Origin of the sequence: Leucobacter sp. VD1 (genome assembly GCF_037150695.1) — a bacterium.
In the GTDB taxonomy this organism is placed as follows: domain Bacteria; phylum Actinomycetota; class Actinomycetes; order Actinomycetales; family Microbacteriaceae; genus Leucobacter.
The window spans coordinates 451,050-477,711 of sequence record NZ_JBBCPO010000001.1 but is presented as its reverse complement, the minus strand read 5'-3'; the positions used below and the strand labels follow the sequence as shown (position 1 = coordinate 477,711).

The 26,662-nt window shown below is 68.4% G+C and carries 26 protein-coding genes; 5 read left to right on the top strand and 21 right to left on the bottom strand.

Annotated features, from left to right (window positions below):
* Positions 1-12: 12 nt before the first annotated feature.
* The 16 genes from argB to WFL22_RS02245 all read right to left on the bottom strand — a co-directional run bounded on the left by argB (position 13) and on the right by WFL22_RS02245 (position 19,747).
* Positions 13-915 carry an acetylglutamate kinase gene (argB, locus tag WFL22_RS02320; protein ID WP_336651330.1) on the bottom strand — a complete coding sequence of 301 codons (903 nt, stop codon included), beginning with the start codon at positions 913-915 and terminating at the stop codon, positions 13-15.
* A 7-nt stretch (positions 916-922) separates the two neighbouring features.
* The gene (argJ, locus tag WFL22_RS02315; protein ID WP_336651331.1) at positions 923-2,101 is read right to left on the bottom strand and encodes a bifunctional glutamate N-acetyltransferase/amino-acid acetyltransferase ArgJ; all 1,179 of its coding nucleotides are present in this window, start codon (positions 2,099-2,101) and stop codon (positions 923-925) included.
* A gap of 163 nt (positions 2,102-2,264) precedes the next feature.
* The gene (gene argC / locus WFL22_RS02310; protein WP_336991307.1) at positions 2,265-3,338 is read right to left on the bottom strand and encodes an N-acetyl-gamma-glutamyl-phosphate reductase; all 1,074 of its coding nucleotides are present in this window, start codon (positions 3,336-3,338) and stop codon (positions 2,265-2,267) included.
* A 149-nt stretch (positions 3,339-3,487) separates the two neighbouring features.
* Complete coding sequence (locus WFL22_RS02305) at positions 3,488-4,264, bottom strand: enoyl-CoA hydratase (RefSeq protein WP_336991305.1); 777 nt, start codon at positions 4,262-4,264, stop codon at positions 3,488-3,490.
* A gap of 71 nt (positions 4,265-4,335) precedes the next feature.
* Positions 4,336-5,523, bottom strand: coding sequence for a bifunctional 2-methylcitrate synthase/citrate synthase (locus tag WFL22_RS02300; RefSeq protein WP_336991304.1), 1,188 nt, complete (start codon positions 5,521-5,523; stop codon positions 4,336-4,338).
* A gap of 46 nt (positions 5,524-5,569) precedes the next feature.
* The gene (prpB, locus tag WFL22_RS02295; protein WP_336991302.1) at positions 5,570-6,481 is read right to left on the bottom strand and encodes a methylisocitrate lyase; all 912 of its coding nucleotides are present in this window, start codon (positions 6,479-6,481) and stop codon (positions 5,570-5,572) included.
* Positions 6,481-8,019, bottom strand: a complete 1,539-nt coding sequence (locus WFL22_RS02290; RefSeq protein ID WP_336991301.1) for an MmgE/PrpD family protein — start codon at positions 8,017-8,019, stop codon at positions 6,481-6,483. Before WFL22_RS02290 ends, prpB begins: the two co-directional genes overlap by 1 nt.
* Positions 8,016-8,669, bottom strand: a complete 654-nt coding sequence (locus WFL22_RS02285; RefSeq protein ID WP_336651649.1) for a GntR family transcriptional regulator — start codon at positions 8,667-8,669, stop codon at positions 8,016-8,018. The genes WFL22_RS02290 and WFL22_RS02285 overlap by 4 nt, the downstream gene beginning before the upstream one ends.
* 101 nt (positions 8,670-8,770) lie before the next feature.
* Positions 8,771-10,666 (bottom strand): YhgE/Pip domain-containing protein, encoded by a 1,896-nt coding sequence (locus WFL22_RS02280; protein WP_336651337.1) that lies wholly within the window; start codon positions 10,664-10,666, stop codon positions 8,771-8,773.
* Positions 10,663-11,304, bottom strand: coding sequence for a hypothetical protein (locus WFL22_RS02275; RefSeq protein WP_336651338.1), 642 nt, complete (start codon positions 11,302-11,304; stop codon positions 10,663-10,665). The genes WFL22_RS02280 and WFL22_RS02275 overlap by 4 nt, the downstream gene beginning before the upstream one ends.
* Before the next feature lie 336 nt (positions 11,305-11,640).
* On the bottom strand, positions 11,641-12,567 hold the full coding sequence (locus WFL22_RS02270) for a VOC family protein (RefSeq protein WP_336651339.1): 927 nt from the start codon (positions 12,565-12,567) through the stop codon (positions 11,641-11,643).
* Positions 12,568-12,731: 164 nt separating this feature from the next.
* Positions 12,732-13,142 carry a RidA family protein gene (locus tag WFL22_RS02265; protein ID WP_336651340.1) on the bottom strand — a complete coding sequence of 137 codons (411 nt, stop codon included), beginning with the start codon at positions 13,140-13,142 and terminating at the stop codon, positions 12,732-12,734.
* Positions 13,143-13,451: 309 nt separating this feature from the next.
* Entirely contained in the window at positions 13,452-16,040 is a 2,589-nt protein-coding gene (gene pheT / locus WFL22_RS02260) for a phenylalanine--tRNA ligase subunit beta (RefSeq protein WP_336991298.1), read from the bottom strand.
* Positions 16,040-17,128 (bottom strand): phenylalanine--tRNA ligase subunit alpha, encoded by a 1,089-nt coding sequence (gene pheS, locus WFL22_RS02255; RefSeq protein ID WP_336651342.1) that lies wholly within the window; start codon positions 17,126-17,128, stop codon positions 16,040-16,042. Before pheS ends, pheT begins: the two co-directional genes overlap by 1 nt.
* Before the next feature lie 19 nt (positions 17,129-17,147).
* Positions 17,148-18,965, bottom strand: coding sequence for a 5-oxoprolinase/urea amidolyase family protein (locus tag WFL22_RS02250; RefSeq protein ID WP_336991296.1), 1,818 nt, complete (start codon positions 18,963-18,965; stop codon positions 17,148-17,150).
* Positions 18,965-19,747, bottom strand: coding sequence for a LamB/YcsF family protein (locus WFL22_RS02245; protein WP_336651344.1), 783 nt, complete (start codon positions 19,745-19,747; stop codon positions 18,965-18,967). Before WFL22_RS02245 ends, WFL22_RS02250 begins: the two co-directional genes overlap by 1 nt.
* 228 nt (positions 19,748-19,975) lie before the next feature.
* Here WFL22_RS02245 and WFL22_RS02240 point away from each other — a divergent pair, with 228 nt between their 5' ends.
* The 4 genes from WFL22_RS02240 (at position 19,976) to WFL22_RS02225 (ending at position 23,443) form a co-directional block, all read left to right on the top strand.
* Complete coding sequence (locus tag WFL22_RS02240; protein ID WP_336651345.1) at positions 19,976-20,632, top strand: hypothetical protein; 657 nt, start codon at positions 19,976-19,978, stop codon at positions 20,630-20,632.
* Positions 20,633-20,758: 126 nt separating this feature from the next.
* Positions 20,759-21,448, top strand: a complete 690-nt coding sequence (locus tag WFL22_RS02235; protein ID WP_336991294.1) for a copper resistance CopC family protein — start codon at positions 20,759-20,761, stop codon at positions 21,446-21,448.
* Positions 21,445-22,056 carry a copper chaperone PCu(A)C gene (locus tag WFL22_RS02230; protein WP_336651347.1) on the top strand — a complete coding sequence of 204 codons (612 nt, stop codon included), beginning with the start codon at positions 21,445-21,447 and terminating at the stop codon, positions 22,054-22,056. The genes WFL22_RS02235 and WFL22_RS02230 overlap by 4 nt, the downstream gene beginning before the upstream one ends.
* Positions 22,043-23,443 (top strand): Dyp-type peroxidase, encoded by a 1,401-nt coding sequence (locus WFL22_RS02225; protein ID WP_336651348.1) that lies wholly within the window; start codon positions 22,043-22,045, stop codon positions 23,441-23,443. Before WFL22_RS02230 ends, WFL22_RS02225 begins: the two co-directional genes overlap by 14 nt.
* 123 nt (positions 23,444-23,566) lie before the next feature.
* Here the strand turns inward: WFL22_RS02225 and WFL22_RS02220 are convergent, their stop codons facing one another.
* The 5 genes from WFL22_RS02220 to infC form a co-directional block, all read right to left on the bottom strand.
* Positions 23,567-23,716: a hypothetical protein gene (locus WFL22_RS02220; RefSeq protein WP_336651349.1), complete on the bottom strand. Its 150-nt coding sequence runs from the start codon at positions 23,714-23,716 to the stop codon at positions 23,567-23,569.
* A 110-nt stretch (positions 23,717-23,826) separates the two neighbouring features.
* Positions 23,827-24,636 (bottom strand): TrmH family RNA methyltransferase, encoded by an 810-nt coding sequence (locus tag WFL22_RS02215; protein ID WP_336651350.1) that lies wholly within the window; start codon positions 24,634-24,636, stop codon positions 23,827-23,829.
* Between the two features lie 76 nt (positions 24,637-24,712).
* Complete coding sequence (gene rplT / locus WFL22_RS02210; RefSeq protein WP_024356295.1) at positions 24,713-25,096, bottom strand: 50S ribosomal protein L20; 384 nt, start codon at positions 25,094-25,096, stop codon at positions 24,713-24,715.
* Positions 25,097-25,144: 48 nt separating this feature from the next.
* Positions 25,145-25,339 carry a 50S ribosomal protein L35 gene (rpmI, locus tag WFL22_RS02205; RefSeq protein ID WP_024356294.1) on the bottom strand — a complete coding sequence of 65 codons (195 nt, stop codon included), beginning with the start codon at positions 25,337-25,339 and terminating at the stop codon, positions 25,145-25,147.
* Between the two features lie 78 nt (positions 25,340-25,417).
* Complete coding sequence (gene infC, locus WFL22_RS02200) at positions 25,418-25,981, bottom strand: translation initiation factor IF-3 (protein WP_442918360.1); 564 nt, start codon at positions 25,979-25,981, stop codon at positions 25,418-25,420.
* Between the two features lie 277 nt (positions 25,982-26,258).
* On the opposite strand from infC, the gene WFL22_RS02195 reads away from it, so the two are divergent.
* Positions 26,259-26,636: a DUF1844 domain-containing protein gene (locus WFL22_RS02195; protein WP_336991291.1), complete on the top strand. Its 378-nt coding sequence runs from the start codon at positions 26,259-26,261 to the stop codon at positions 26,634-26,636.
* Positions 26,637-26,662: the final 26 nt, after the last annotated feature.

The window sequence follows — 26,662 nt, the reverse complement described above, 5'->3', positions numbered from 1 at the left end:
TCGACATGAAGGCTACGGGGTGACCTCCGTGCCGATGCCGCGCTCCGTGAAAATCTCGAGCAGCACCGAATGCGGTTCGCGACCGTCAATGATCGCGGCCTTCGGCACGCCGCCGCGCACCGCATCAAGGCAGGCACGCATCTTCGGGATCATGCCGCTCTCGAGCGAGGGCAGCAGCTGCTCAAGCTCGCTCGTCGTGATGCTCGACACGAGAGAGTCGCGGTCGGGCCAGTTCGCGTAGAGGCCAGCAACATCGGTGAGAATGACAAGCTTCTCGGCACCGAGCGCCGCCGCGAGCGCAGACGCGGCAGCATCAGCGTTCACATTGAGCGAGTCGCCGGGGTGATCGACATCCGGCGCGATCGACGACACCACCGGGATCAGACCGGCTTCGAGCAGCGCCAGCACCGGCTCGGGACGCACATCGATCACATCGCCGACCAGCCCCAAATCGACACGCTCACCATCGACGTCGACAGGTGGGCGGCGGCGGCCGATGAACAGCCCCGCATCCTCACCAGTGGTGCCCGCGGCGAGCGGCCCGTGCGCGTTGATCTCGTCGACGAGCTCGGGGTTCACCTTGCCGGTGAGCACCATGCGCACCACGTCCATCGTCTCAGGCGTCGTGACGCGGTAGCCGCCCTTGAACTCACTCTCGATGCCGAGCCGCGCCAGCATCGCGTTGATCTGCGGGCCACCGCCGTGCACCACGACAGGCATGATGCCGGTGTGCCGCAGATACACAACATCCTCGGCGAACGCCGCCATCAGGGCGTCGTCGATCATCGCATTGCCGCCGAACTTGATCACCATGATCTTGCCGCGGAACTTCTTCAGCCACGGCAGCGACTCGATGAGCACCTGGGCCTTGCCTGCAGCCTGCTCGTGGTCGAGGGTTCTCGTGGTGGTGGTCATGCGCTGCCTAACTTGAGTACGCCGAGTTCTCGTGCACGTATTCGTGCGTGAGATCGTTGGTGCGGATCGTAGCCGTGTGATCGCCTGAGAAGAGATCGATCTCGACGTGCGTGCGGCGAGGCGTCAGATCGCACTCCTCGACGGGGCGATCGGGGCCGCCGGCGTGGCAGAGGCGCACTCCGTTGAAGCTCACGTCGACTTGATAGGGGTCGAAGGCCGCCTCGGTGGTGCCGATCGCGGCGAGCACGCGGCCCCAGTTCGGGTCGTTGCCGAAAATCGCCGCCTTGAACAGGTTGTTGCGAGCCACCGAACGGCCCACCTCGAGCGCGTCGGCCACGCTCGCAGCGCCACGCACCTCGATGTCGATGTCGTGGCTCGCCCCCTCAGCGTCGGCCTGGAGCTGTGCGGCGAGACTGTCGCAGACCGCAGCGAGGGCATTGGCGAAGGTTTCCTCTTCGGGCACCACGCCTGAAGCGCCGCTGGCGAGCAGCGTCACCTGATCGTTCGTCGACATGCAGCCGTCGCTGTCGAGCCTGTCGAAACTCGCGCCAGTGGCACGGCGCAGCGCCCGGTCGAGCGCGTCATCGTCGAGCAGCGCATCGGTGGTGATCACCACGAGCATTGTGGCGAGGCCCGGCGCGAGCATTCCGGCGCCCTTCGCCATCGCGCCGATGGTCCAGCCGTCGCCCGTGTGCACGGCGGTCTTTTCGACTGAGTCGGTGGTGAGGATCGCGGCGGGCGCCGTGGTGTCGTCGGCGGCGAGCGCGGCGACGAGCGCGGGCACATTGTTCACGATCTTGTCGCGAAAGGCCTGGTCGCCGGTGCCGATGAGACCCGTGGAGCAGACGAGGATCTGCTCGGCGTCGACGGTGTCGGTATCGAGCTGAGCCGCGCCGAGCGCAGCGGCGACGGCCTCAGCCGTGAGCCTGGTGGTCTCGTAGCCGAAGTCGCCGGTGAAGCAGTTCGCACCACCCGAGTTGAGGATGATGGCGCGTGCGGGGCCGTTCTGCGCGACCTTGCGGCTCCACAGAATGGGGTTCGCCTGCGCGCGGTTACTCGTGAACACCACGGCAGAAGCTCGCTCGGGCCCGTTGTTGACGACGAGGGCGAGGTCGGGCTTGCCGGTGCTCTTCAGGCCGACGGCGATGCCCGCCGAGGCAAAGCCCTGGGGTGCGGTGACGCTCACTATTGCTCCTTCTGCTGCTGCGCTGATGTGTGTTGGCCGGCTCTGCAAGCGAGCCTCGCAAGGTCGCGACCCTGTTGCCCGCTCAGAATCCCGCCGAACGGCTGATATTGCATGCGGATCGCGGGGTGCTCGTGCGAAACCCGCCTTTCGGCGCGGTTGATGGTCACGGGGCGACGCCGTTCACCGACAGGCCAGTGGTCTCGGGGATGCCGAGGGCGATGTTCGCCGACTGGATCGCGGCGCCAGCGGTGCCCTTCGCGAGATTGTCGAGGGCGGCCACCACCACCACGCGACCCGCTGCCTCATCGACCGCGAGGCCCATGAGGCAGGTATTGGCGCCGAGCGTGTCGGCGGTGCGCGGAAAGACCCCCTCGGGCAACAGCTGCACGAAGGGCTCGGCGGTGTAGGCATCTTCCCAGGCGCTGCGCACCTGCTGTGCGGTGACGCCGGGGGCAAGCCGGGCGGTCGAGGTCGCGAGAATCCCACGGCTCATCGGCACGAGCACGGGCGTGAAGCTGATGCTGGGTTCGACCGCGGCGCCCGCCCCGCGCAGCGCCTGCCGAATCTCCGGGATGTGCCGGTGCGTGCCGCCGACGGCGTAGGGGTTCGCGGTGCCCATCAGCTCGGCACCCAGCAAGTGTGTTTTCGCGGCCTTTCCTGCGCCGCTCGGCCCCACGGCGAGCACGCTCACAATGTCGCGCGGCTCAATGACACCGGCGGCGATACCGGGAGCGAGCGACAAGGCCACCGTCGAGGCGTTGCAGCCGGGTGCCGCGATGCGCGTCGCAGCTGCGAGATATTCGCGCTGGCGTGTCCAGATCGGGGTGCCGTCTGCCGCGAGCTCGGCTTTGATGAGCTCGGGCACTCCGTACTCCCAGGCGCCGTGGTGTTCGCCGCCGTAGAACGCAGCCCAGTCGGCGGCGTCGGTGAGGCGGTGATCGGCGCCGCAGTCGATGACGAGCCGCACATCGCGCAGTTGCGCGGTGAGCGCCCCCGAGGCGCCATGCGGCAGGGCGAAAAAGACGACATCGTGGCCGTCGAGCACTGCCGGCTCGGTCGGCTGGAGCACGAGGTGCGCCAGTGAGCGCAGATGCGGCTGCGATTCGATGAGCGGGCGCCCCGCTGTGGAGTGCCCCGTGACCGTGCGAATCTCAAACTCAGGGTGCGCAGCCAGCAGGCGCAGCAGCTCGCCTCCGGCGTACCCGCTCGCCCCGGCCACAGCCACTGAATACGTCATCTCGCACCCTCCGTCGTTACCCGTCTATTCTGGCACCTCGCGCAGCGGCGCGCTCCGCCCTACCCGACGCTCCCCACCTTGACCGGCGCACTCAGCGCTGACCGGCGCACTCAGCGCTGCCCGGTGCGCTCCGTGCTGCCCGCAGCAGCTCAACGGTGCTTAAACTCGGCGGCGCGCTTCTCGGTGAAGGCCCGCATCCCCTCTTTCTGATCATCAGTGGCGAAGGCGGCCGCAAAGGCCTGGCGCTCGAACCGCAGCCCCTCAGCGAGCGGCGTCTCCTGCGCCACCTGCAACGCTTCCTTCGCGGCGTACACCGCCGGCAGCGACTTCGACGCAATCGTCTCCGCAGTCTGCGCGGCCTCGGCAAGCAGCTCAGCTGCGGGCACCACGCGCGACACGAGACCGGCGCGATCCGCCTCCTCGGCACCCATCATGCGGCCCGTCAGCACCATCTCGGCTGCCTTGTACTTGCCGATCGCGCGCGGCAGGCGCTGCGACCCACCGAACCCTGGCAGCACCCCCAGGTTGATCTCGGGCTGGCCGAACTTCGCGGTGTCGGCGGCAATGATGATGTCGCACATCATCGCAAGCTCGCAACCACCGCCGAGGGCGAAACCGGCGACCGCGGCGATCACGGGCGTGCGCATGCGCTCGAAGCCACCCCACCCCGGGAACGGCCCGCCCAGGAACATGTCGGCGTAGCCTTGATCCGCCATCTCCTTGATGTCGGCCCCCGCAGCGAACGCCTTTTCCGAACCTGTGATCACGATCGCGCCGATGCCGGGATCGGCATCGAAGGCGAGTGCCGCCTCGATCAGCTCACGCACCAGCGTCGAGTTGAGGGCATTGAGCGCCTCAGGCCGGTGCAGGGTGATGGTGGCAACCCGCCCCTGCGTCTCGGTCTTGATCGTCGTGTATTCGGTCATCGCTGCTCCCTTGCTCGGCTGGCCCCGTCGAGGATCCCGTTCTGGCTCCTCCCCCACGTTACCGCGGCCGCTCAGTCGGCTTCGGCGGCACGCTCCGCCGCCGCAAGCTCCTCCTTGCTCGGCACGTATCCCGCGATGTGACGTTCATCGGGTCCGTTGTAGGCGGAGAGCGGGCGGATCAGCGCATTCGAGGCCGCCTGCTCCATGATGTGCGCTGTCCAACCGGTGACGCGCGATGCGATGAAGAGCGGCGTGAAGGTGAGCGTGTCGAAGCCCATGAGGTTGTAGGCCGGGCCCGAGGGATAGTCCAGATTGGGGTAGATCCCCTTGCGCGACACGAACTCCCGTTCGAGCGCCTCGTAGAGTTCAGCAACGTCGGCGCGGTCGTAGTGCTCGACGAGCGTGTCGAGCGCCGCCTTCATCGTGGGGACGCGCGAATCGCCCTTCTTGTAGACCCGGTGCCCGAAGCCCATGATCTTACGCTTCTCGGCGAGCGCACGGTCGAGCCACGGCACCACGTTCGCGGCGTCGCCGATCTCGTTCATAATGTGCAGCACGGCCTCGTTCGCGCCGCCGTGCAGGGGCCCCTTAAGGGCGCCGATCGCGGCCACGACTGCGGAGTACAGGTCGGAAAGCGTCGAGGCGACCACCCGAGCGGTAAACGTCGACGCGTTGAAGGAGTGCTCGGCATACAGCACCATCGAGCGGTTGAAGGCGTCGACCACCGTCTCGTGGGGGTCCTCACCGAAGGTCATCCAGAGAAAGTTCGCAGCGTAGTCGAGATCGTCCCGGGGCTCCACGAGCCCCTGTCCGCGGCGGCGGCGCTGCCCGTAGGCGACGATCGCGGGCAGCACCGCGTAGAGCCGAATCGAGCGGTCAAGGTTCTGTTCGGGGCTGCCCGAGGCATCGAGCACCGAACCTGAGCCGGCCGTATCGAGGGCACCGATCACGCTCACCGCCGTACGCACCTCGTCCATCGGATGAGCTTTGAGCGGCAGCAAATCGATGGCCGCCCGCACCTCGCCGGGGAGAGCTCGGTGCTCGCGCTCGAGTGTCCGGAGCTCGGCCAGCTGATGCGGGGTCGGCAGCTCACCGTTCCAGAGCAGGTAGGCGACGGCCTCGAAGGGCTGGGTCGCGGCGAGCTCCTGCACCGGGTAGCCGCGGTACAGCAGACTGTTCGTCTCTGGGTTGACCTTCGAGACGGCGGTGACGTCGGCTACGACACCCGCGAGGCCCTTCCTGATATCGGGATCGGTCATGATGGCTCCTTTGCTCATGCTCTGCTGGGAAGTGATGCGCCCGGCGCTAGCGCTCGACCGTGAAGTTGAAGACGCTGGTGTCGAAGTGGTTGTAGCTCTCGTAGTCGATGAGCTCGTACAGCTCGGCTCGGTGCTGCATCTGGTCGAGTTTCGAGGTGAGGTGCCCCTCCTGGTTCAGTGTGTCGAGCGCCCGGCCGGTCGCGCCCATCGCGATCCGCAGCATCGATACCGGCCAGATCACGATGTTCACGCCGATATCGGCGAGTTGCTGCGAGGAGAACAGCTCGCTCTTGCCGAACTCGGTCATGTTCGCGAGGATCGGCACGTCGAGCGCCTTCCGCATCGCCTCGAACTCTTCCAGGGTGCGCATCGCCTCGGGGAAGATCGCGTCGGCGCCGGCGTCGACGAGGGCCTTCGCCCGGTCGACCGCTGCGTCAAGCCCCGCCCGGCCCTCCGCGGTGGCGCGGATGTCGGTGCGCGCCATAATGAGGAAATTCGGATCGCGGCGCGCGTCGACGGCTGCACGGATGCGCTTCGTCGCGGTGGCCTCGTCGACCACCGACTTGTTGTCGAGATGGCCGCAGCGCTTCGGGTTCACCTGATCCTCGATGTGAGTTCCGGCGAGGCCTGCGTCTTCGAGGGTCTGGATCGTGCGCGCCACGTTCATGGGCTCGCCGAAGCCGGTATCGGCGTCGACGATCGCGGGCAGTTCGGTCATGCGGGCGATCTGCTGGGACCGCCCGGCGACCTCGGTGAGCGTGGTGAGGCCGATGTCGGGCAGCCCGAGATCGGCGGAGAGCACGGCACCCGAGATGTAGACGCCGTCGAAGCCCTTGCGCTCGATGAGGCGAGCCGAGAGCGGGTTGAAGGCGCCGGGGAAACGCAGCAGTTCGCCGCTGGCGAGCCGCTCGCGGAAATGACGGCGCTTCTCGGCCGGGGTGGTGGTGGCGTACAGCATCAGAACAGCCCCTTCGGTGCGGCGGCGAGATCGATCACGCCGGGTCGTGCAATGATGTTCAGCTCGCGCACCTCGGCGGCGGTGAGTTCGGGTAGGCGCTGGACGAGGTCGAGGAAGCGGTCGATCTCGGCGGCGTCAAGCACCGGCTCGGCGAGCAGGCGGAACTTCGCGACGTACTGTTCGCGGGCGAAGGGGCGCGCGCCCAGCGGGTGGGCGTCGGCGACGGCGATCTCGTCGACGATCCTGGTGCCGTCGGCGAGCTCGATCTCGACACGACCACCGAAGGACTTCTCGTCCGGATCCTCCGAGTGGTAGCGGCGCGTCCACTCGGCGTCTTCGGCCGTGGTGATCTTGTGCCACAGCTCGACTGTGTCGGGGCGGCCTGCCCGCTCGGGGGTGTAGGAGTCGACGTGGTGCCAACCGCCGTCCTGCAGCGCGACGGCGAAGATGTACGGGATCGAGTGGTCGAGGGTCTCCCGGGAGGCCTGCGGGTCGTACTTCTGAGGGTCGTTTGCGCCGGATCCGATGACGTAGTGGGTGTGGTGGCTCGTGTGCAGCACGATGGCGGTGACGTTCGCCGGGTCGGCGAGATCGGGGCGCTCACGGTGCAGCTTGCGGGCGAGGTCGATCCAGGCCTGAGCCTGGTACTCGGCGGAGTGTTCCTTGGTGTAGCTGTCGAGGATCGCGCGCTTCGGCTCGCCTGCCGCTGGCAGCGGCACCTCGTAGGAAGCATCGGGGCCGTCGAGCATCCACGCGATGACTCCGTCTTCACCCTCGTAGATGGGGTTCGGCGAGGTCTGACCGCGCATGGCGCGGTCGACCGCCTCGACCGCCATCTTGCCCGCGAACGCGGGAGCGTGGGCCTTCCAGGTGGAGATCTCTCCCTTGCGGCTCTGGCGCGTGGCGGTCGTGGTGTGCAGGCTCTGGGCGACGGCCTGCGCGATGGTGGGGACGTCGAGGCCGAGCAGGGTGCCGATGCCTGCCGCAGCCGAGGGGCCGAGGTGGGCGACGTGGTCGATCTTGTGCTTGTGGAGGCACATCGCGCGCACGAGGTCCATCTGAATCTCGTAGCCGGTGGCGATACCGCGAATCAGCGCCGCGCCGTCGGCACCGACGTGCTGTGCAACGGCGAGGATCGGCGGGATGTTGTCGCCGGGGTGGGAGTACTCCGCGGCGAGGAAGGTGTCGTGGTAGTCGAGTTCGCGCACGGCCACACCGTTCGCCCAGGCGGCCCACTCGGGGCTCGTGAGCTTGGCGGCTGCTCCGGTCATGGGCAGGCCGAAAATCGTGGCTCCGGCTCCCCCGGTCGAGACGGGGTGCGAGAGCGCCTGGGCGCGCGCTGCGACGATCGGTGCGCGTGTGAGGGACGCGGCAGCGACAGAGGCGTTGTCGATGATGCGGTTGACGATCATGTCGACGACCTCGGGCTCGACCTCCACGGGGTCGGCTGCGACCTCGGCGATCTTCCAGGCGAGCTGCTGATCGCGGGGCAGCTCTTCTTCGCTCTTGTAGACGCGGACGTGATGGGTGACGGTCATGGCGTTCCTTCCGGGGACGGCGGATCGATCGAGTGCAGGATCGAGCTGAGGGCGTGGTGCAGGTGCACGTGGGTGGCGTGCGCGGCAAGCTCGGCGTCGCCGCGGGAGATCGCCTCGGCGATCAGGGCGTGTTCGGAGACCGATGCGGCGAGGCGGTCGCGGTTGTCGCGGGCGAGGCGACGCGCACGGGCAAGGTGGGTGCGGATCGTGCGCAGCGCACTAACGAGGTAAGCATTGTCAACGGCGGCGTCGAGTTCCGCGTCGAAGCGGGCGATAAGGGCGTAGTAGTCGTCGGCGGCGAGTGCTCCTGCCTCGGGGTGCGCGCGATCGAAGGCAGCGGCGAGCGCTGCGAAGGCGGAGCGCTCTCCACGCTGGGCGGCGAGCCGTGCCGCGGTCTCTTCGAGAGCACGGCGCGCCTCAAAGAGCGCCCGGATGTCGGCGGCGTCGAAGCCGGAGACGACAAGCACCCGGGGCGATTGCTGTCGCACGAGCCCCTCGGCCGAGAGACGGCGGATCGCCTCGCGCATCGGAGTGCGGCTCACACCGACGCGCTCGGCCTGCTCGACCTCGCCGATCACGGTACCCGGGGGCAGTGCGCCGCTCTGGATCTCCTCCAGCAGGGCCGCATAGGCCCGGTCGCTCGCGCGAATCGGCTGCTCACTCACCCCATCAGCGTATACACAAAGCGCGCATTACTGCAATCAAATGCGAGAATTTGCCATTTGTGTATACGCAAACCGGGGTGGTAGTCCTAGCCGATGAGGCTCGGCTGCAGATCGCGCAGCGTGCGCGAACGCATCATGCGAGCCACCCCGAGCGCCGCCAGCAGCACCGCAGCGACCAAGAACAGCGCCAGCTTCACAGCGTCGGCCCCCGCATGCCCCAGATCGCCGCCGTACATCAGCTGCCGCAGCCCATCAACAGCGAACGACATCGGCAAATAATGATGCAGCGCGGCCAGCGGAGCAGGCAGCGTCTGCCATGGGAATGTTCCACCCGCGGTGACCAACTGCAACACCATCAGCACCAGACCGAGGAACTGCCCGACACTGCCGAGCCACACGTTCAACGCAAGAATGATCGCCGCGAAGGTGGCTGACGCGAGCGCCATGAACGCGTACGCCGGCAACGGATGCGTCACCCCGAACCCGAGCGACCCTGCCACAATCCCGAACAGGGCCAACATCTGCACCGCGCCGAGCAGCGCAGGCGTCGCCCAGCCCGCAATCGCAACCCGCACAGGCGCGTGAAGCGCGGTAACCGCACGCCGCGAAACAGGCTTCAAGATCAGGAAGAGCGCATAAATACCGATCCACGCCGCCAGACTCACGAAGAACGGAGCAAGACCCGCGCCATACGTGCCGGCAGAGGTCACCTTCGAGGTGCGCACGTCAACTGGATCCGCAATGTTCGCAGCCTGCCGACCCCGCAACTCCTCGCTGCTATCCGGGATCTGCTCCACCCCCTGCGCAAGCCCATCACGCAACTGCGCAGTGCCATCGAGCAAGGCGCCCAGCCCCCCGTCGAGGGTCTGCGCACCAGCATCCAACTCCGCGAGACCGCTGTCGAGCCGGGCCGCCCCATCAGCCGCCGAAGCAATCCCCGAGGCCAGCTGCGGGCTCGCATCAGCGAGCGCACGGGATCCATCAGCAAGCTGCCGGGCACCCGAAGCAAGTGCGTCGAGCTGAGCGCTCGCACCCTGCACGCGATTGTTCGCCTCGCCGAGCACCGCCCCAGCGCCATTCAGCCGCTGCTCGACAGCCGCCACCACCGCAGGATCGACGCCGGCCGCGGCGAGATCCGCGACAATGGCATCACGATCAGCGGCAAGACGATCCACCGCCTGAGCACTCGCACCCGCAACCTCACGACCCAGCTGCGCCACCTGCGCGTTCCCATCAGCCACCTGCGCCGCGCCACTCGCAAGCCGCTCGCTCTGCGCTGGCAGCTGCGCCGTTGCGTCGCGCAGCTGGCCCAGCCCACTCGCAAGCTCAGACGAGCCGGCGTGAGCCTGCTGAGCGCCGTCTGCGAGGCGGTGCGCGCCATCCTGCGCCGTGGCCGCACCATCTGCGAGCTGCGCAGCCCCATCACGAGCATCCACAAGCGACACCCGGATCTCGGCCACGCCGTCGAGCATGGACCGTGCCGCCTCCTGATTCACCGACCGCACCACCTGCTGGCGGATCTGCTTCACGGCCTGCTCGCCGATCGTCGACGCCAGATAGCTGTTGGCGTCGTTCGTCGTGAGAATCACCTCGGCACGATGCGGATCATCACCGCGCGACGAACCCAGTGCCTCACTAAAATCACGGGGAAGGGTGACCGAGAAATCGTAGGCGCCATCTTCAACCCCGCGCGCAGCCTCCCGTGCCGACACCCGATGCCAGTCAAAGCTGCCATCCTCGATGAGGTTGCGGGCGACCTCGTCACCGATCGTGCGTCGCGCATCGCCCTGCTGCACCCCGACATCAGACACCACAAGTGCAACAGGCACCTGATCGAGCTTCGCGTAGGGATCCTGATTCGCCCACAGATAGAGGCCACCGTAGAGCAGCGGCACGCACATCAAGGCAACGAAGGCGATGCGGGCCATCGGTGTCGCCCACAGCCGCGAAAACTCCGAACGAATCATCTGCGGAATCTTCACGGGCGATCCTCCCCATTCGGGTGCACCTGGTGTTCCGCGGGTGTCAGTGGGTGCTGGGAGACTGGACCATCAGCACGCAGCGGGGCAACCTCGCCCGTGCCCCAACCACCGGGAGCCGCGGTGATCGCAGCTCGAGAAGCGAGACCCGCGATCACCAGAATCGCAGCCCCCCGGCTCGCCAGATCGCAAGCAATCGCCCACCACTCCGAAGGGTCACCGCCATGACGATCCGGCGACACGAGCACGAGGCCATCAGTGCCCGGTCGATCGAGTGCGAGCTCGCACAGCACCCGCACCCGTGCGCCCGGAGGGAGATCTGCCATCGGCGTGCGCGCGTGCTGCGCAACACCCAGATCTTCGAGCACACGTCGCACCGCAAACGGACCGCGGGGGCGACCCGCGAACATCAGCTCCTCAGCAACCACGTCAGCGAGGCGCACGTCACCGTGCGGCTCGCTCACCTCGGGCGCGTCGACAAGGGCCAGCCGACGCCGCAGCGCCCGCGCATCTGGGGCTCCGTCGATCGTCACCTCACCCGAGTCGGGCCGCATGCGGCCGGTGACGATGAGACCGAGCACCGTGGGCCGCTGGGCAGTCTCGGCCTCGACGAACACCGCAGTGCCCGAAGCCAAGTGCACCTCGGTAGGAGGCAAGGCCCGACCACCCGGCCCCTTGCTCACCGAACTCGCACGCACCCGCATTCGGGCTCCCTCCGACTCTTTCCACTGCACATCAGCACTCCGGAGTGTACCGCCGCCAGAACCTCTCTCCGCGCACCCCAGACGTAAGGTGCAGGTGCGAAGCCGGACTCGCAGACGCCCTCCCGTGCCGGGCCGTGTTCTACCCCCAGACCCGAGCCCCCTCCCAAAGAACCCGCCCGCCCCACCTGCAAAACCCAACCTCATCTACGGAACCCGACCCCCGCCTACAACCCGAGCCCCCCACCTGCAGAACCCGACCGGCAGACCCCGGCTTCAGAAATCGGCGATCACGATCTTCTTCATCTCCATCATGTGCGCGTAGGCATCGGGGCGCTGCATCAGCTCCCCCATGTTTGCCGGCACAATTTGCCAACTCACACCGAAGCGATCCGCAAGCCAGCCGCACTGCTCAGCCTCGGGCACCGCTGAGAGCGCCTCCCACAGAGCGTCAATCTCAGCCTGATCGTCGCACTGCACTTCGAGCGAGACCCCACAACCGAAGTCGAACGGCTGTTCAACACCCGAATCCATCACCGCGAACCACTGCCCGCCCACACGGAAATCGCCGTACATGAGCGCCTCTGCGCTCGCCGGCCCCGAGGGTACACCGTAGGGGAAGCGGCCGCCCGCCGCAGCGTCACTGAACACGGCAGTGTAGAAATCTATGGCCTCCGAGGCCCGGTTTTGCGCCCGCCCGGAGAACATGAGCGACGGGACGATGAACGGACGCGGCTCGCCTGCGGGGTCGGTGAGCATGAGCTGCCAGCTCACGCCAAAGCGATCCTGCACCCAGCCGTAGCGTCGGCTGAACGGATACTCCCCCAAATCCATGAGCACGCTGCCACCCTTGGAGAGCAGGCTCCACAGCTGGTCGAGCTGCGCCCGCGCGGCGTCTTCGTCGCCGCCAAACATGAGCGGATCGAAGTTCAGCATGAACGAGATCGACGGATTCGGCGCGAACTCGTCGCCCGCGTTGATGAGCGTCAGGCGCGTCGTGTCGGCGCGTCGCGGATCAGGGATGTCGACCGACACGGTAAGGGGCGCGCCCGCGAACTCCAGCTGGAAGTCGAGCAGGCCGCTATCCGGGTAGCGCGCCTCGACCGTCGAGCTAGCCCCCGGAAAGGCCCGCGCGTAGAAATCACCGACCTGCTCGGCGTTGCGGTTGCACCAGATGTTGGGAATGATCTTCTGAGCGGTCATGATCGCCTCCTCGCGATGGTGCTCTTCAGTATCCTCGCAACCACCGACACTGACAACGGAAAGACAGCATTCACGCGAGCTCAGCCTGCGATCCGCGCACAGCTACGATCACACGCGGCCACGATCCGCGATCCGCATCAATCAAGCACCGCCTACGATCCGCCTCAATCAAGCACCGCGGTCGCCTCGATCTCGATGAGCACATGCGGTTCAAACAGCGCCGCAACACCGATCAGCGTTGCGGGCGGCATCGGCTGCGGGATCCCGAGCTCCTGCGCAACCGCCGCGATTCCGGCCAAAAAATCATCGTGCTTCTCGGTGCGCCAATCGGTGAGGTAGAACCGCAGCCGCACCACGTCGGCGAAGCTTGCGCCCGCCCCGGCCAGGCCCGCCGCAACATTGCGCAACGCCTGCGCCACCTGGCCACTCAAATCACCGGGCGCGACCGCCGCACCCTGCGCATTCACAGACACCTGCCCGGCAACGCACACCGTGCGGCTGCCTGTGCCGACAGCCACGTGCCGAAACGGCACCTCCTGAGCCAGCCCCTCCGGGCTCAATAGTTCAACGCTCACTGCGACGCTCCTTCGCGCTCTGCCTGCGGCGCACGGCACATGCCGCACCCACCCCAGTCGTACCCGAGCACAGGCAGCATCGGCAAACATCCCACCCAGCCGTGCACCGCAGGTCAAGCCCCGAGCGCTGCACCGCAGTTGCGCAGACGCATGCGCCAGAACCACCTCAAGACGACAGTTGCCCGCGCATCTGCGACACTATCCGGGAATAGTGCCGAAGATGCGCGGGCAAGTTCGTGAGAGACCGAGAGACCAAGAGGCTCAGGATCCGCCAAGGAGCCAATCGGTGGCGGGAACCGCCCCCGGCCCCTACTCCCGCAGCTTCGCGTCGAAGGCCAGCTCAGCCGCGGCGACACCCGCGAGCTTCGCCTCGCTCGCCTCTTCGGCTTTCAGGGTGCGGTCGGCAGCGCGGAAGCGCAGCGCAAAGGTGATCGCCTTCTGCCCCTCCTCAATGCCGGTGCCGCGGTAATCGTCGACGATCCGCGCCTGTTCAAGCAGTTCGCCGGCTCCCGCCACCACAACGGCGAGCACATCACCAGCAGGCACCTCATCGGCGACCACAAGGGTGAGATCCTGCGTGGCCGCAGGGTAGCTCGACAGCGGAGCAGTCTCGGGCTCACGCGGAGCGAGCGCGATAACACGGTCAAGGTCGAGCTCGAAAGCAGCGACACGACCGGGCAGGTGATGCGCTGCCACCAGTTCAGGCAGCAGCTCACCCGCGACACCCACGGCCTCAAGACCGCCCTCGTCACCATCGGAGTCATCGGCTACGCGGATCGCCAGCTCAGCCGTGCGGCCCGGGTGGAACGCGCGATGCGCGCCCTGCGAAACCACGAGCTCCGCCGACACCGCACTGGCAACCGTGCGGGCCGCGTCGAGGGCGTCAGCCCAGTCGAAGGCGCGCGCAGCCTCGCCCGGCTGCTTGGCAACGGCTTCCCCGAGCAGCAGACCGGCGGCGCGGCGCGGCTGAGCTGGAATCGAAGCGTTCAGTTGAGCGAGCACTTCGTCGGAGGGGCGCTCGGCCAGCGGCGGCACCGTCTCGGTGCCGATCTGGCCAGCTGCGGTTGACGGTTCGAACACCGCACCGAACTCGACGAGCGCCACATCGGTCATGCCGCGCGACACATTGCGCTGCGCTGCGGTCACGAGGCCCGGCAGCAGCGAGCGGCGCAGGAACGGCGCCTCACCGTCAAGCGGGTTCGCGAGGCGCACCGCATCGACGGGAGCATCGGCGTCGATGTCAGCGGGCTCTGCGCCCGCGCCGAACGCGGTGAGCTGCGCACGCGACACGAAGGGGTAGCTCTGCACCTCGTCGAGACCGGCAGCGGTCACCACGTTCGCCGCGCGACGGCGCAGGCGCTGCTCTCGGGTGAGCCCGCGACCGGCAGGGGCGACGGGCAGTTCCGAGGGAATGCGGTCGTAGCCGACGATGCGGGCGACCTCTTCGATGAGATCTGCGGGGCGCGACAGGTCGCTGCGCCAGCTGGGCGGCGAGACGAGCAGCACACCGGGCTCCGCCAGCGAAACCTCGCAGCCGATCATCTCGATCGCGCCACGGATCTCGTCGTCGCTGTAGTCGGCGCCGAGCAGGCCATTGACGCTCGCCATCGGCAGGCGCACCTCCGGGGCCTCCCACGGTGCGACGATGTCACAGCCGAGTTCGTCGGCAGTGCCGCCGGCGAGCTCCACGAGCAGATCGACCATGCGCTGCGCTGCGGCGCGCGCCACGAGCGGATCGACGCCTCGCTCGAAGCGCTTGGACGCCTCGCTCGGCAGCTTGTGGCGGCGCGAGGAGCGCGCGATCGACACGGGGTCGAAGGTGGCTGCCTCGATGAGCACGTCGGTGGTGTGTTCGTCTGCCTTGGTGGATTCGCCGCCCATGACGCCCGCGAGGCCGATCACACCGGAGTCGTCGACGATCACGAGATCTTCGGGGTGCAGTGCGCGCTTCTGACCGTCGAGCGTCACCAGCTCTTCGCCGGCTTGCGCGCGACGCACCGTGATGCCGCCCTGCAGCTTCGCGAGGTCGTAGGCATGCAGCGGGTTACCCAGTTCAAGCATCACGTAGTTCGAGATGTCGACCTCGAGCGACAGTGAACGAATGCCCGCGAGCTGCAGGCGCGCCACCATCCACGCCGGCGTGGGGCGCGACTGGTCGATGCCGCGCACGACGCGGGTCACGAAGCCTGTCGCTCCTGCGCGCCCGCGGATGGGTGCGTCATCGGCGAGGGTGACGGGGAAGCCCGATGCGGGGGCCGGATCGCTCGCGAGCGCCGGATCGGTGAAGGCGGCCCCCGTGGCGTGAGCGTATTCACGGGCGACGCCGCGGATGGAGAAGGCGTAGCCGCGATCCGGGGTGACATTGATTTCTACAGCGGTCTGATCGATGCCGAGCAGCGCCTTCGCATCGGTGCCGGGCACGAGCTGCGCAGGGTCGAAGCCGAGGCGTGACAGCACGATGATGCCGTCGTGGTCGTCGCCGAGCGACAGCTCACGCGCCGACGCGATCATGCCGTCGGAGACGTGGCCGTAAGTCTTGCGGGCGGCGATTTCGAATCCGCCCGGCAGCACGGCGCCGGGCAGGGTCGCTACCACCTTGTCGCCCGCTTCGAAGTTGTGAGCACCGCAGACGATGCCGCGCACGTCTTCGCCGCCGTCGGCGGCACGCTCCCCCTCGGGGGCGACGCGCACCTGGCACCAATTCACGGTTTTGCCGTTGGAGTGCTCCTCGGGTTCGCGCGAGAGCACTTCGCCGACGACCACGGGGCCGGTGACATCAAATCGGCGGATCGACTCTTCCTCGAAGCCCACGCGCACGAGGTCGGCGTGCACCTGCTCCGGGGTGACGTCGTCGGGCAGCGAGACGAACTCGCCGAGCCAGCTGAGTGGAACGCGCATTAGACCAGTCCTCCGAACTGACGGTTGAAGCGAACGTCGCCCTCGACCATGTCTCGCATGTCGTTGAGGTCGTTGCGGAACTGCAGGGTACGTTCGATGCCCATGCCGAACGCGAAGCCCTGGTACTCCTCGGGGTCGATGCCTGCCGCGAGGAGCACCTTCGGGTCGACCATGCCGCAGCCGCCCCATTCGACCCAGCGTGCGCCGCCCTTGGCGTTGGGCTGCCACACGTCCATCTCGGCGGAGGGCTCGGTGAAGGGAAAGAAGTTGGGGCGCAGGCGGATCTTCGCCTCGTCGCCGAACATCTGCCTGGCGAAGTGTTCGAGCGTGCCGCGCAGGTGAGCCATGGTGAGGCCGCGGTCGATCGCGAGGCCCTCGATCTGCTGGAACACGGGTGTGTGCGTCGCGTCGAGTTCGTCGGTGCGGTACACGCGGCCGGGGGCCACCACATAGACGGGCAGTTCGCGTTCGAGCAGCGCACGAATCTGCACCGGCGAGGTGTGGGTGCGCAGCAGCAGGTGACGGTCGGCGGGTTCAACAAAGAAGGTGTCTTGCATGGCACGGGCGGGGTGGTCGGGGTCGAAGCCGAGGGCGTCGAAGTTGAACCACTCGTGCTCGATCTCGGGGCCTTCCGCGATCTCCCAGCCCATGCCGATGAAGATGTCGGAGGCTTCTTCCTGCAGCTGGGCGAGCGGGTGGCGGGTGCCTGCGGCACGGCGCACGGGCGCCGCGGTGACGTCGACGGTCTCGGCGACGAGACGGGCGGCTGCTTCTTGCTCGGCGAGTTCGGTCTCGCGCCCCTGGTAGGCGCCCTCGATGCGGCCGCGCGCCTGGCCCATCAGCTTGCCGGTGGCGGCTTTCTCCTCCTTGGGCACCTGACGCATGAGCGCGTTGAGCTTCGCGATGGCGGAGCCCTCACCGGCGTGCTCGGTGCGGGCGGCCTTCAGCTCTGCGACGGAGCTTGCTGCTGCGAAGGCGGCGAGGGCCGCTTCGACGGCGGCGTCGACCGCTGGCTGGGTGATCGGGTTGGACGGCTGCGGCTGCTGGGCCTCGCCCGCCCCTGCGGGGTTCGTTTCACTCGCTGACACGAGGCACCATTCTACCGGTTCAGCGGCTGGCCTTCCCCACCACTTCTACGAGCAATTCGGCGAGGGCGGCCCGGTCACCCGCCGCGTTCAGTCGGTTGAGCGCCGCGGCGAGCGCGCCGGACACCGTGACTCGGTGGCGCCGGCCGTCGATCTCGATCGTGAACGAGACCGTTTCGGGCACGGGGGCGTCGAGACCGAGGGGTTCGCCGGGTTCGTCGGGGTCGACCGGGTGGAAGCGCACTTCGGCGCCGGGAGCCAGCTGCGCGACGCGATCCAGGTCGGCGTCGATGACGGTGCCGATGACCGGGTAGCCTCCGGTGACGGGGTGGTCGGCGAGGAAGAGCACCGGCAGGCCGTTCGGCGGCACCTGCACGGAGCCACGGGTCATCCCCTCAGTGGCGAGCTCTCCCGGGCGGGAGCGGGTAAGCGGATCGCCGTCGAGTCGGAGGCCGACGCGGTTGGATCGCGGCGAGACCCGCCACGCCTGGCTGATGAAGGCAGCGCGGGCGTCGGCGGTGAACCAGTCATCGCGAGGGCCCGGCACGAAGCGCAGCACGGCGCGCCGCGCGGTCGGGGGCTGGGCGGCGGATCGGGTGAGATCCGAATCCGGGCGCGCTCCCCCCGGTTCCGGCCCGAGCGCGAGCATGTCGCCCGAGCTAAGCGGAGGCGTTCCGAGCCCCGAAAGGCTGTCGTACGCGGCGCTGCCGAGCACCTCGCGCCCCGTCGCGAGGCCGCCCTGCACGGCAAGGTAGTTTCGTAGGCCGCGCCGTGGGGCCCCGATGTGCAAGGTTTCTCCAGCGCTCAGCTCGACGGCGTCGCCGAGCGGCACGGCGCGCGGCACACTGGGTTCGGCAGATTCGACTCTGATCTCGGCCTCGGCGCCGGTCACGGCGATCCGCAGCGCGCGATGCGCCCGCAGCACGAGGCCGCCGTTCAGGTGTTCGAGTCCGGCAACGCCGGGCGCGTTGCCGACCGCGAGGTTGGCTCGCTGCAGTGCGCCGCGGTCGAGCGCGCCCGATGCGGTAACGCCAAGAGCGGCGTGGCCCTGGCGCCCAGCATCTTGCACGAGGGTGAGCAGGCCCGGGTCGAGCACGGTAAGGGCGGGCTGGGCAGCGGGTGCGGCGGGGCTTGCCTGGGCTACTGATTTCCTGAGGCGCGGATCGCGGGGTGCCTGACCGCCTGCCTCCCCCAGCGCAAGGCGCACGACTTCCCGCACTGCACGAAACCGTACTGTGTCGCCGGGCGCGACGCGGGCCGGGCGATCCTGGGCCTCGTCCCACATGCGCTCACCCGTGCGCCCGATCAGCCGCCAGCCGCCGGGCGACGCCCCCGGATAGACGGCCGAGAGGCCGCCCGCGAGTGCGACTGAACCCATTGGCACCGTGGTGCGTGGCGAGGCAAGGCGAGGCACCTCAAGACGTGGATCGCCGCCGGCGAGATAAACGAAACCCGGTGCGAATCCGCCAAAGGCCGCGCGCCACGCGGTTTCCGTGTGAGCGGCGATCACGCCGTCGTGGCCGAGCCCAGTCAGCTCGCCTACCTCGACGAGATCATCGCCGTCGTAGACCACGTCGATCGTCACCTCGTCACCGGCAGCCTCACCCGCCGAGATCCGCTCGTCGAACCCGGCGACCGTCTCGGCGACGCGTCGCACCGCCGCGCGATCGACGCAGACCACGAGCACCGTGCGGGCGGCGGGCACGACGTCGATCATGCCCGGGGGGTCGAGTTCGCGCAGCCGGGCGGCGACGCCCAGCACCCGGTCGATGTCCGGCAGCTCGACGATGCAGGCGCGGTCGCCGACGGGCCGCACCCGGAACACGCCGCCGGCGAACACTACGCAAAGCTCCTGATCGAGACACCCACGCCTTCAAGTGCAGCACGAACTTCACGGGCGAGTCGCACCGCCGCCGGATCGTCGCCATGCAGACAGATACTGTCAGCTGCGATGGCGAGCTCGGTGCCGTCAAGCGCGATGATCCGCCCCTCAGTGGCGATCCGCAGCGCCTGCGCAACAGCAGCCTCCGGCGCGAGCAGCGCGCCGGGGAGCCCCCGGCGCACGAGCGTGCCGTCGGGCAGGTAGCCGCGATCCGCGAAGGCCTCAGTGACGGTGCGCAGCCCCGCATCCCGCGCCACCCGCTCGATCACCGAGCCGGGCAGCACCATCAGCGGCAGCGAATCGTCGAGCTCGAGAATGGCCCGCGTCACCGCGCGCGCCTGATCTTCGCGCACCGTGACGGCGTTGTAGAGCCCACCATGCGGCTTCACGTAGCGCACCTCGGTGCCCACGCTGCGCGCCACCGCCTGCACCGCGCCGATCTGGTAGATCACCTCGTCGGTCAGCTCGCTCAGGTCGACATCCATGAAGCGGCGGCCGAAGCCCTCGAAGTCGCGGTAGCCAGGATGCGCCCCCACCGTCACCCCCAGCTCGGCGGCGCGACGACAGGTGAGGCGGATGCCTCCCGGCTCGCCCGCGTGGAACCCGCACGCCACGTTCGCGCTCGAGATGGAGGGCAGCACCGCGGCGTCGTCGAACACCCGCCCGCCGCCCGACTCGCCGAGATCGCTGTTCAGGTCGATGCGGCCGGTCATCTCCCGGGTCTGCTCACTGCGGGACATGCACCCTCCTCGACGAAACCGGCGGCGCAGCGCGCCTCTCCTTCCTATTCTCCCGCAGCCTGCTTGCCACTAGCCCACCCGATCCGCACCGCTGATGCGTCGAGGTCACCCGTGTGGTCGTTTCCCCGGCCCGCAAACGACCACACGGGTGACCTCGATGCAGGTGGGGGTAGGGCGGAGTGCGGGGCGTGGCTCGGGCAGCGCGGGCGCAGCAGTAGACTGATGGGTATGCAGGGATTGCGGTCGCAGGAGCGCGCTCATGGGAGCGCCGTCTCGCATCGCATCCCCATGAGCCGTGGTGCGCGTACCGCGCGGGGTGCGGCGGGTGCGCTCGCGGCCACGCTACTCGCCGCGGCCTCACACGGGATCGCCGGCGGTGCGATCACCTGGCCGGCGGTCGCGGTGACCGCGATCCTCGCCCTCCCGCTCTGCACCGCTCTTGCGGGCCGTATCGCCTCACTGTGGCGGCTCGCCGCGGCCGTGGGCATCGCGCAATTCCTCTACCACTGGATCTTCGCCGGTATCGATCTCGTCGGCACCGCCCAGACCGGCCCCGCGGTCTCGCCGCACGCCGCCCACCTCGCCGCACTGCAGAACTTCGCGCCGGAGGTCGCGACCCCGGCCTCAGCAGACGCTGCGATGTGGCTCGGCCACGCCATCGCGGCAGTGCTCACCGTCGCACTGCTGCACCGCGGCGAGCACGCCTGGCTCGCCCTCGGCCGCCTCGTGCGTCGCGTGCTGCCGCGGCCCCGCCCCCGGCTCGTCGCAGTGTCGTGGCGCCCCGCGATCCGCCCCCTCATCTTCCGTGCGCCGCTACGCACACGCACCTCCGCCCACTCCGCGATCAGTCACCGCGGCCCTCCCGCGCTCTCGTTCTCCGCATAGGGGTGCGCCCGTGCTCGCGCTGCGAGCGCGCACGGCGATACCCTCACTCACCAGAACTCCGCCCGGAGCACTGCAGTGCCGTATGCGCGCACGCCGTGCTGCCCGGGTCGAACGAGAAAGACAACCATGCACACCACTGCTTCACCGCGACGCACCCGCATCGCAAGCCTCGGCCTCGCGGCGCTCGCCGCGATCGGCCTCACCCTCGGCGTCGCTTCTCCGACGCTCGCCCACGACGAACTCGTCGACCGCAGCATCGTCGCCACCGATGATGGCCGCGTCGACGCGATCCGCCTGAGCTTCAGCAACAGCATCATCGAGGTCGGCACCGAGATCGTCGTCACCTCGGCCGACAGTGCCGACATGACCGATGGGGCACCTCAGATCGCCGGGCCCGACGTGGTGCAGCCGCTCACCGCGGATCTGCCCGAGGGTGACTACGACGTGGCCTGGCGCGTCGTGTCGAGCGACGGCCACCCCATCGACGGGTCCTTCGTGCTGCGACTGTCAAAGCCCGATGCCTGGCAGGCCGAAGGGGCCGCCCTCGTTGAACCTGACCAGAGGCTCACGGAAGGCTCCGAGCAGAAACCCACCGAAGGCACCGATGCCGCCCACGAGGGCGAGGGCCACGACAGCGCCGACCACGGCACCGACACGACGTCCGAAGAGGGCGGCCTGTCGACAGGCGCCATCGCAGCGATCTCCATCGGCGCCGTACTCGTCGCCGGCGGCGCACTCGCCGCGGTGCTCATCGGCCAGCGCCGACGCGCCGCAGGCATGAACGCCGACGCCGCAAACAAGGAGGACCGCGCATGATCAACGTTCGCTCCCTCACTCGCAGCCGCGCCGCCCGTTCTGTGGCAGCGCTCTCCGCAGCCGTGCTCCTGCTGGCCGGCTGCTCAACCTCCGCGCCCACGAGCGACACCAGCGCAGCTGGCGCACCGAACACCGACTTCGTCGACGGCTGGGCGAAAGCCGGCGATGAGGGCGGCATGACGGGTGTGTTCGGCACCCTCGAAAACAACGGTGACGAGGATCTTGTGATCGCGTCTGTCACCAGTGAGTCGGCGGCCAGCGCCGAACTGCATGAGGTGACCTCGGCCGGAGTGATGCAAGAAATCGCGGGCGACGTCACCGTGCCGGCAGGCGACTCAATCGAGTTCGTGCCTGGCGGCAACCACATCATGCTCATGGGCCTCACCGCTGCCCTGCTCGCGGGCGAGGAAGTGCCCATCACGATCACATTCACCGATGGCAGCAGCATCTCTTTCTCGGTGCTGGTAAAGGCTTACTCGGGAGCCAACGAGAGCTACGACGAATCGGGCGAGCACGGCGGCATGGGAGAGCACGGCGGCACCGGTGAGCACAGCGGTTCTGGCGAGCACAGCGAATCCGGTGAGCAGGACGGCCATGCCGGGCACTGAGCCCGCGCCTCGCACAGCCTCAACCCAGCCCGACGCCACGGGGAGCACCGTTTCCTCCGGAGACCCCGGCTCCTCAGATCCCGGCTCGGCCGCGGTGGGGCGCGCAGCTGCGCGTCCCACCGCGGGGCCGCCTTCCGGCCCCCAGATCGGTCGCCGGGCGCTGCTCACAAGCGGTGCTCTCGGAGCTGGGCTCGGGGCCGTGCTGGGCGTTGGCGGAACGCTCGGCGTCGGCGCGGCCAGGAGCGCAGCCGATCCCCCGCCTCCGGGGGCTGCTGCGGCAGCTGAAACCGAACCCTCGCTCGGCCCGGGCGGGGATCTGCCCGGTTTCGGCGGTGAGACGCTGCCCTGCCACGGCGCACACCAGGCTGGGGTCACCACAGTGCCCGCCGCTCATGTGCACTACGCCGCGTACCGTCTGCTGCCGAGCACCGATGCGGCAGCGCTGCGCCGCATGTTCCGGGTGCTGACGGGCGACATCGAGGGGCTCACCTCGGGTGAGGCGCCGCTCGCAGACCCGGAGCCGGAGCTGGCCGCGCGGCCGGCTCGGCTGACGGTGACCGTCGGGGTGGGGCCAGCACTGGTCGACCGCGCCGGTGCTGCTCGGCCGCCGTGGCTCGGTCCGCTGCCGAGCTTTGAGAGGGACCGGCTGAGCGGAGACTTCGATGGCGGCGATCTGCTGCTGGCGATCGAGGCCGACGATCCGCTGCCGATTTCGCATGCGGCCCGCATGCTGGATCGGGATCTCACCAGTTTCGCCGAGCCGTTGTGGCGGCAGCGCGGCTTCCGCCGTGCACGCGGTTCCGAGGGTGACGGCACCACGATGCGCAATCTCATGGGGCAGCTCGACGGCACCGTGAATCCGGCCCCGGCGGATCCGGGCTTCTCGGGGCTGGTGTGGTTGGGCCGAGATGCTGGCTGGCTTGCGGGTGGTTCCGCGTTCGTGCTGCGGCGGATCCGCATGGAGCTCGACACCTGGGACCGGGTGGATCGCCCCGGCCGCGAGCAGGCTGTGGGTCGCAGGCTTTTCGACGGCGCGCCGCTGAGCGCCCCCGAGGGCGCCGGTGAACACACGCCCGCCGATTTTGCGGCGAAGGATGAGCGGGGCTTGAGCGTGATACCCGTAGCCTCGCATATTCGCCGAGCGCACTCAGCGGATCCGTCCGAGCGGATCGTGCGCCGGGCCGCGAACTACGATGATGGGCATGAGGCGGGGCTGCTGTTCGGCTGTTTCCAACGCGATCCGCTCACGCAGTTCGTGCCGATCCAACGCCGGCTGGACGAGGCCGATCTGCTCAACGAGTGGGTCACCCACGTCGGCTCGGCGGTGTTCGCGGTGCTGCCTGGTTTCCGGGCGGGGCAGACGCTGGGGGCGTCGCTGTTCGCATAGCCGCATTCGGTGCCGGGCCCGGGTCGCGGGCTCGGCACTGCGGCTGTGGTGGCGGATCGCGGCGGCGGATCACGGCAGCTGCTGAGCCGGGCCTGCAGCTCGGCCGCTCCAGCAGCAGCGCCGTTACGGCAGTGGGATTGCGGCGAGGGCCTGCGTCGCTTGCCCCAGATATGCGCAGGCGCCCGAGGCGATGCCAGCTGCGAGCAGGCAGGCGGTGAGGAGCGCAGTCGGCACGAGGATGACGGGGCGGCGCAGGAGTGTGATGAACCTCATGATTCCATCGTCGCCGAGCCGCCACGGCACCGCATCGGCCCGCAGTACCCCGCGGGTAGTACCACAGACTGAGATCGTCGTAGCCGCCGGGTGCGCCTGGCGGGAACGCGCTATCCGCGCTGCGAGAAGGCGGTTTCGTAGAGCAGAACGCTCGCGGCGGTAGCCAGGTTCAGCGACTCGGCTGCACCGTAGATGGGCAGTTTGAGCGAGCGATCGGTCAAGCCACGGTCGGCTTCGCTGAGGCCACGGGCCTCATTACCGAACACCCAGGCCACAGGGCCTTCGAGCAGCCCCTCCGCGCGAGCCTCGAGCAGCTCCGCACCGCGCACGTCGGCCGCCAGTGAGGTGAGCCCGGCCGCTCGCGCGGCGTCGATGGCCTCTGCGAGCGTGGACGCGACGGCGACCGGCAGATGGAATAGGGAGCCTGTCGTCGAGCGCACCACTTTCGGGTGGAACGGGTCGATGCTTTCCCCCGAGAAGATCACGGCGTCGGCACCGGCCGCATCGGCGGCACGCAGCACCGTGCCGGAGTTGCCAGGGTCTCTGATCTCGTGCAGGATCGCGACGAGCCGCGCACCGCGCAGTGTCTCTGCGAGGTCGGTGCGCCAGCTCTGCGCCACCGCGACAACGCCCTGGGGGTTGACGGTTTCGCTCATCGCTGCGATGACCTCATCGGTGGCCCGTTCGATCCGCACGCCGGCGTCTGAGGCGAGGCGGTCAATCTCGTGCTGCCAGGCTTCGGTGCCTGTTGAGGCGTAGACGGTCTCTGCGAGTTCCGGCCGGTGCACGAGGAGTTCGCGCACTGACTGCGGCCCTTCTACGAGGAACCGCCCCTGTTCGTGGCGTTCCTTCTTGCGCACGAGGGCGGCGGCCCGCTTGATCCGGGGGGCCTTCGGGTTGCTGAGGATCGCATCGTTCACCCGTCCACACTACCCGCGGGATGCAGAAGAACCCCGTCACCGAGCCGGTGACGGGGTTCTTCAGAACGTCAGGTGCTTACGCAGCCTTCGGTGCCGAGGTGTCCTCGGGGAGAGCGTTCTTGGCAACCTCAACGAGCGTCGCGAAAGCGGCGGGCTCGTTGACAGCAAGCTCGGCGAGCATGCGGCGGTCGACCTCGACACCCGCGAGGCCGAGGCCCTGGATGAAGCGGTTGTAGGTGAGGCCGTTCGCGCGCGCACCGGCGTTGATGCGCTGGATCCACAGGCGGCGGAAGTCGCCCTTCTTCTTGCGACGATCGTTGTACGCGTAGACGAGCGAGTGGGTGACCTGCTCCTTCGCCTTCCGGTACAGGCGCGAACGCTGTCCGCGGTAGCCCTCGGCGCGCTCGAGAATAACGCGACGCTTCTTGTGGGCGTTTACTGCCCGCTTGACTCTAGCCATTTCAGTTCTTCCTTACGAAAATCTCAGGTGAAAGCTTGTGCTCGCGGCTTAGTGGCCGAGGAGCTTCATCGCCTGCTTGGCGTCGCCCTTGGCGAGCACCTGCTCAGCGTTCAGGCGGCGCTTGCGCTTCGAGGACTTCACCTCGAGGTTGTGGCGCATGCCGGCCTGCTGCTTCATCAGCTTGCCGGAGCCGGTGAGCTTGAAGCGCTTCTTGGCCCCCGAGTGGGTCTTCTGCTTGGGCATCGATTTCTCCTTGTTGTGTGCGCGCCGCGAACGGCTGCGTATTGCACGGGGCAGCTGCGCGAGGCAGTGCGCCGTAGATTACTCGCCGGCGGGGGCGGGCCCTGCCGCCTTGTCCGCCTTGCGGATGGCCTTCTCCTCGGCGCGGCGGGCGTTCTGCTCGGCCTTCGCCTCGGACTTGTTTTTGACCGGGGTGATCACCATGACCATGTTGCGGCCGTCGATGCGGGGTCGCGACTCGACGGTGCCGAACTCGGCGATGTCTTCGGCGAACTGCTGCAGCAGGCGCACGCCCATCTCGGGACGCGACTGCTCGCGGCCGCGGAAGAGGATCATGGCCTTCACCTTGTCGCCCTGCGCAAGGAAGCCGATGGCACGCTTCGTCTTGGTCTCGTAGTCGTGCTTGTCGATCTTCAGGCGGAAACGGACCTCTTTGAGAACCGTGTTGGCCTGGTTGCGACGGGCTTCCTTCTGCTTCTGAGCTGCCTCGTACTTGAACTTGCCGAAGTCCATGATCTTCGCCACGGGAGGCTTCGAGTTCGGGGCAACCTCAACGAGATCAAGATCGGCGTCGGCCGCCATGCGCAGCGCAGTCTCGATCGGGACGACCCCGACCTGCTCGCCACTGGGTCCTACCAGTCGCACCTCGGGGACGCGGATTCTGTCATTCGTACGGGGATCGCTGATCGCCGGCTCCTCTGATCTCAGGTGAAGGGCGCCCCGGTTCGGAGCGACGGAGGGAGATCAGGGCCGCGCAAGCGCTGCCCGCACCCTTGTAAGCTGCCGCGAACGGCGGGGTGCCAACTACCCGGTAACCTTGAAGGCGGTGCCGGGTGGGAGAATCTCCTCTTCCGCATCTCGGCAAGTAGCCGAGAACCACAGGCAACTTTAGCACAGATATTCATCGAATAGTCAGGACATCATGAGCGAGAACCCGCAGCAGGACGTATCGATCCACGAGGCCGAGGCGCAGACCGCGGCTCAGGCGGCGCGCGACATCGCCGAGGTGCCCGCGGTCGAGGTCATCACCGCAGCCGCGGTGAATCTGCTCAGCGCTGCCGCGATCAAGTGCGGTCTCGCCGACGACCCCGAGACCCAGACCGACCTCGATGAGGCACGCAAGCTCATCAATGCCCTGGCAGGCCTCATCACTGCCGGCGCCCCCGAGATCAGCGATTCGCACGCTCGGCCGCTGCGCGACGGCCTGCGCTCGGTGCAGCTCGCCTTCCGCGAAGCCTCCGCCATTCCCGACGCCCCTGGCGCCGGCCCGGGTGAGAAGTACACCGGCTCGGTCATCTGAGCGGGTCTCCCCCGCCACTCATCAGC

What these genes read in the sequence shown, in the direction of transcription:
- WFL22_RS02240 (WP_336651345.1), top strand. Translation starts at nt 19,976, where the DNA reads ATGCAGGGATTGCGGTCGCAGGAGCGCGCTCATGGGAGCGCCGTCTCG.
- WFL22_RS02290 (WP_336991301.1), bottom strand. Translation starts at nt 8,019, where the DNA reads ATGACCGTCACCCATCACGTCCGCGTCTACAAGAGCGAAGAAGAGCTG.
- WFL22_RS02195 (WP_336991291.1), top strand. Translation starts at nt 26,259, where the DNA reads ATGAGCGAGAACCCGCAGCAGGACGTATCGATCCACGAGGCCGAGGCG.
- pheT (WP_336991298.1), bottom strand. Translation starts at nt 16,040, where the DNA reads ATGCGCGTTCCACTCAGCTGGCTCGGCGAGTTCGTCTCGCTGCCCGAC.
- WFL22_RS02235 (WP_336991294.1), top strand. Translation starts at nt 20,759, where the DNA reads ATGCACACCACTGCTTCACCGCGACGCACCCGCATCGCAAGCCTCGGC.
- WFL22_RS02230 (WP_336651347.1), top strand. Translation starts at nt 21,445, where the DNA reads ATGATCAACGTTCGCTCCCTCACTCGCAGCCGCGCCGCCCGTTCTGTG.
- WFL22_RS02245 (WP_336651344.1), bottom strand. Translation starts at nt 19,747, where the DNA reads ATGTCCCGCAGTGAGCAGACCCGGGAGATGACCGGCCGCATCGACCTG.
- WFL22_RS02305 (WP_336991305.1), bottom strand. Translation starts at nt 4,264, where the DNA reads ATGACCGAATACACGACGATCAAGACCGAGACGCAGGGGCGGGTTGCC.
- WFL22_RS02300 (WP_336991304.1), bottom strand. Translation starts at nt 5,523, where the DNA reads ATGACCGATCCCGATATCAGGAAGGGCCTCGCGGGTGTCGTAGCCGAC.
- rpmI (WP_024356294.1), bottom strand. Translation starts at nt 25,339, where the DNA reads ATGCCCAAGCAGAAGACCCACTCGGGGGCCAAGAAGCGCTTCAAGCTC.
- argB (WP_336651330.1), bottom strand. Translation starts at nt 915, where the DNA reads ATGACCACCACCACGAGAACCCTCGACCACGAGCAGGCTGCAGGCAAG.
- rplT (WP_024356295.1), bottom strand. Translation starts at nt 25,096, where the DNA reads ATGGCTAGAGTCAAGCGGGCAGTAAACGCCCACAAGAAGCGTCGCGTT.
- WFL22_RS02225 (WP_336651348.1), top strand. Translation starts at nt 22,043, where the DNA reads ATGCCGGGCACTGAGCCCGCGCCTCGCACAGCCTCAACCCAGCCCGAC.
- WFL22_RS02220 (WP_336651349.1), bottom strand. Translation starts at nt 23,716, where the DNA reads ATGAGGTTCATCACACTCCTGCGCCGCCCCGTCATCCTCGTGCCGACT.
- argC (WP_336991307.1), bottom strand. Translation starts at nt 3,338, where the DNA reads ATGACGTATTCAGTGGCTGTGGCCGGGGCGAGCGGGTACGCCGGAGGC.
- WFL22_RS02270 (WP_336651339.1), bottom strand. Translation starts at nt 12,567, where the DNA reads ATGACCGCTCAGAAGATCATTCCCAACATCTGGTGCAACCGCAACGCC.
- prpB (WP_336991302.1), bottom strand. Translation starts at nt 6,481, where the DNA reads ATGCTGTACGCCACCACCACCCCGGCCGAGAAGCGCCGTCATTTCCGC.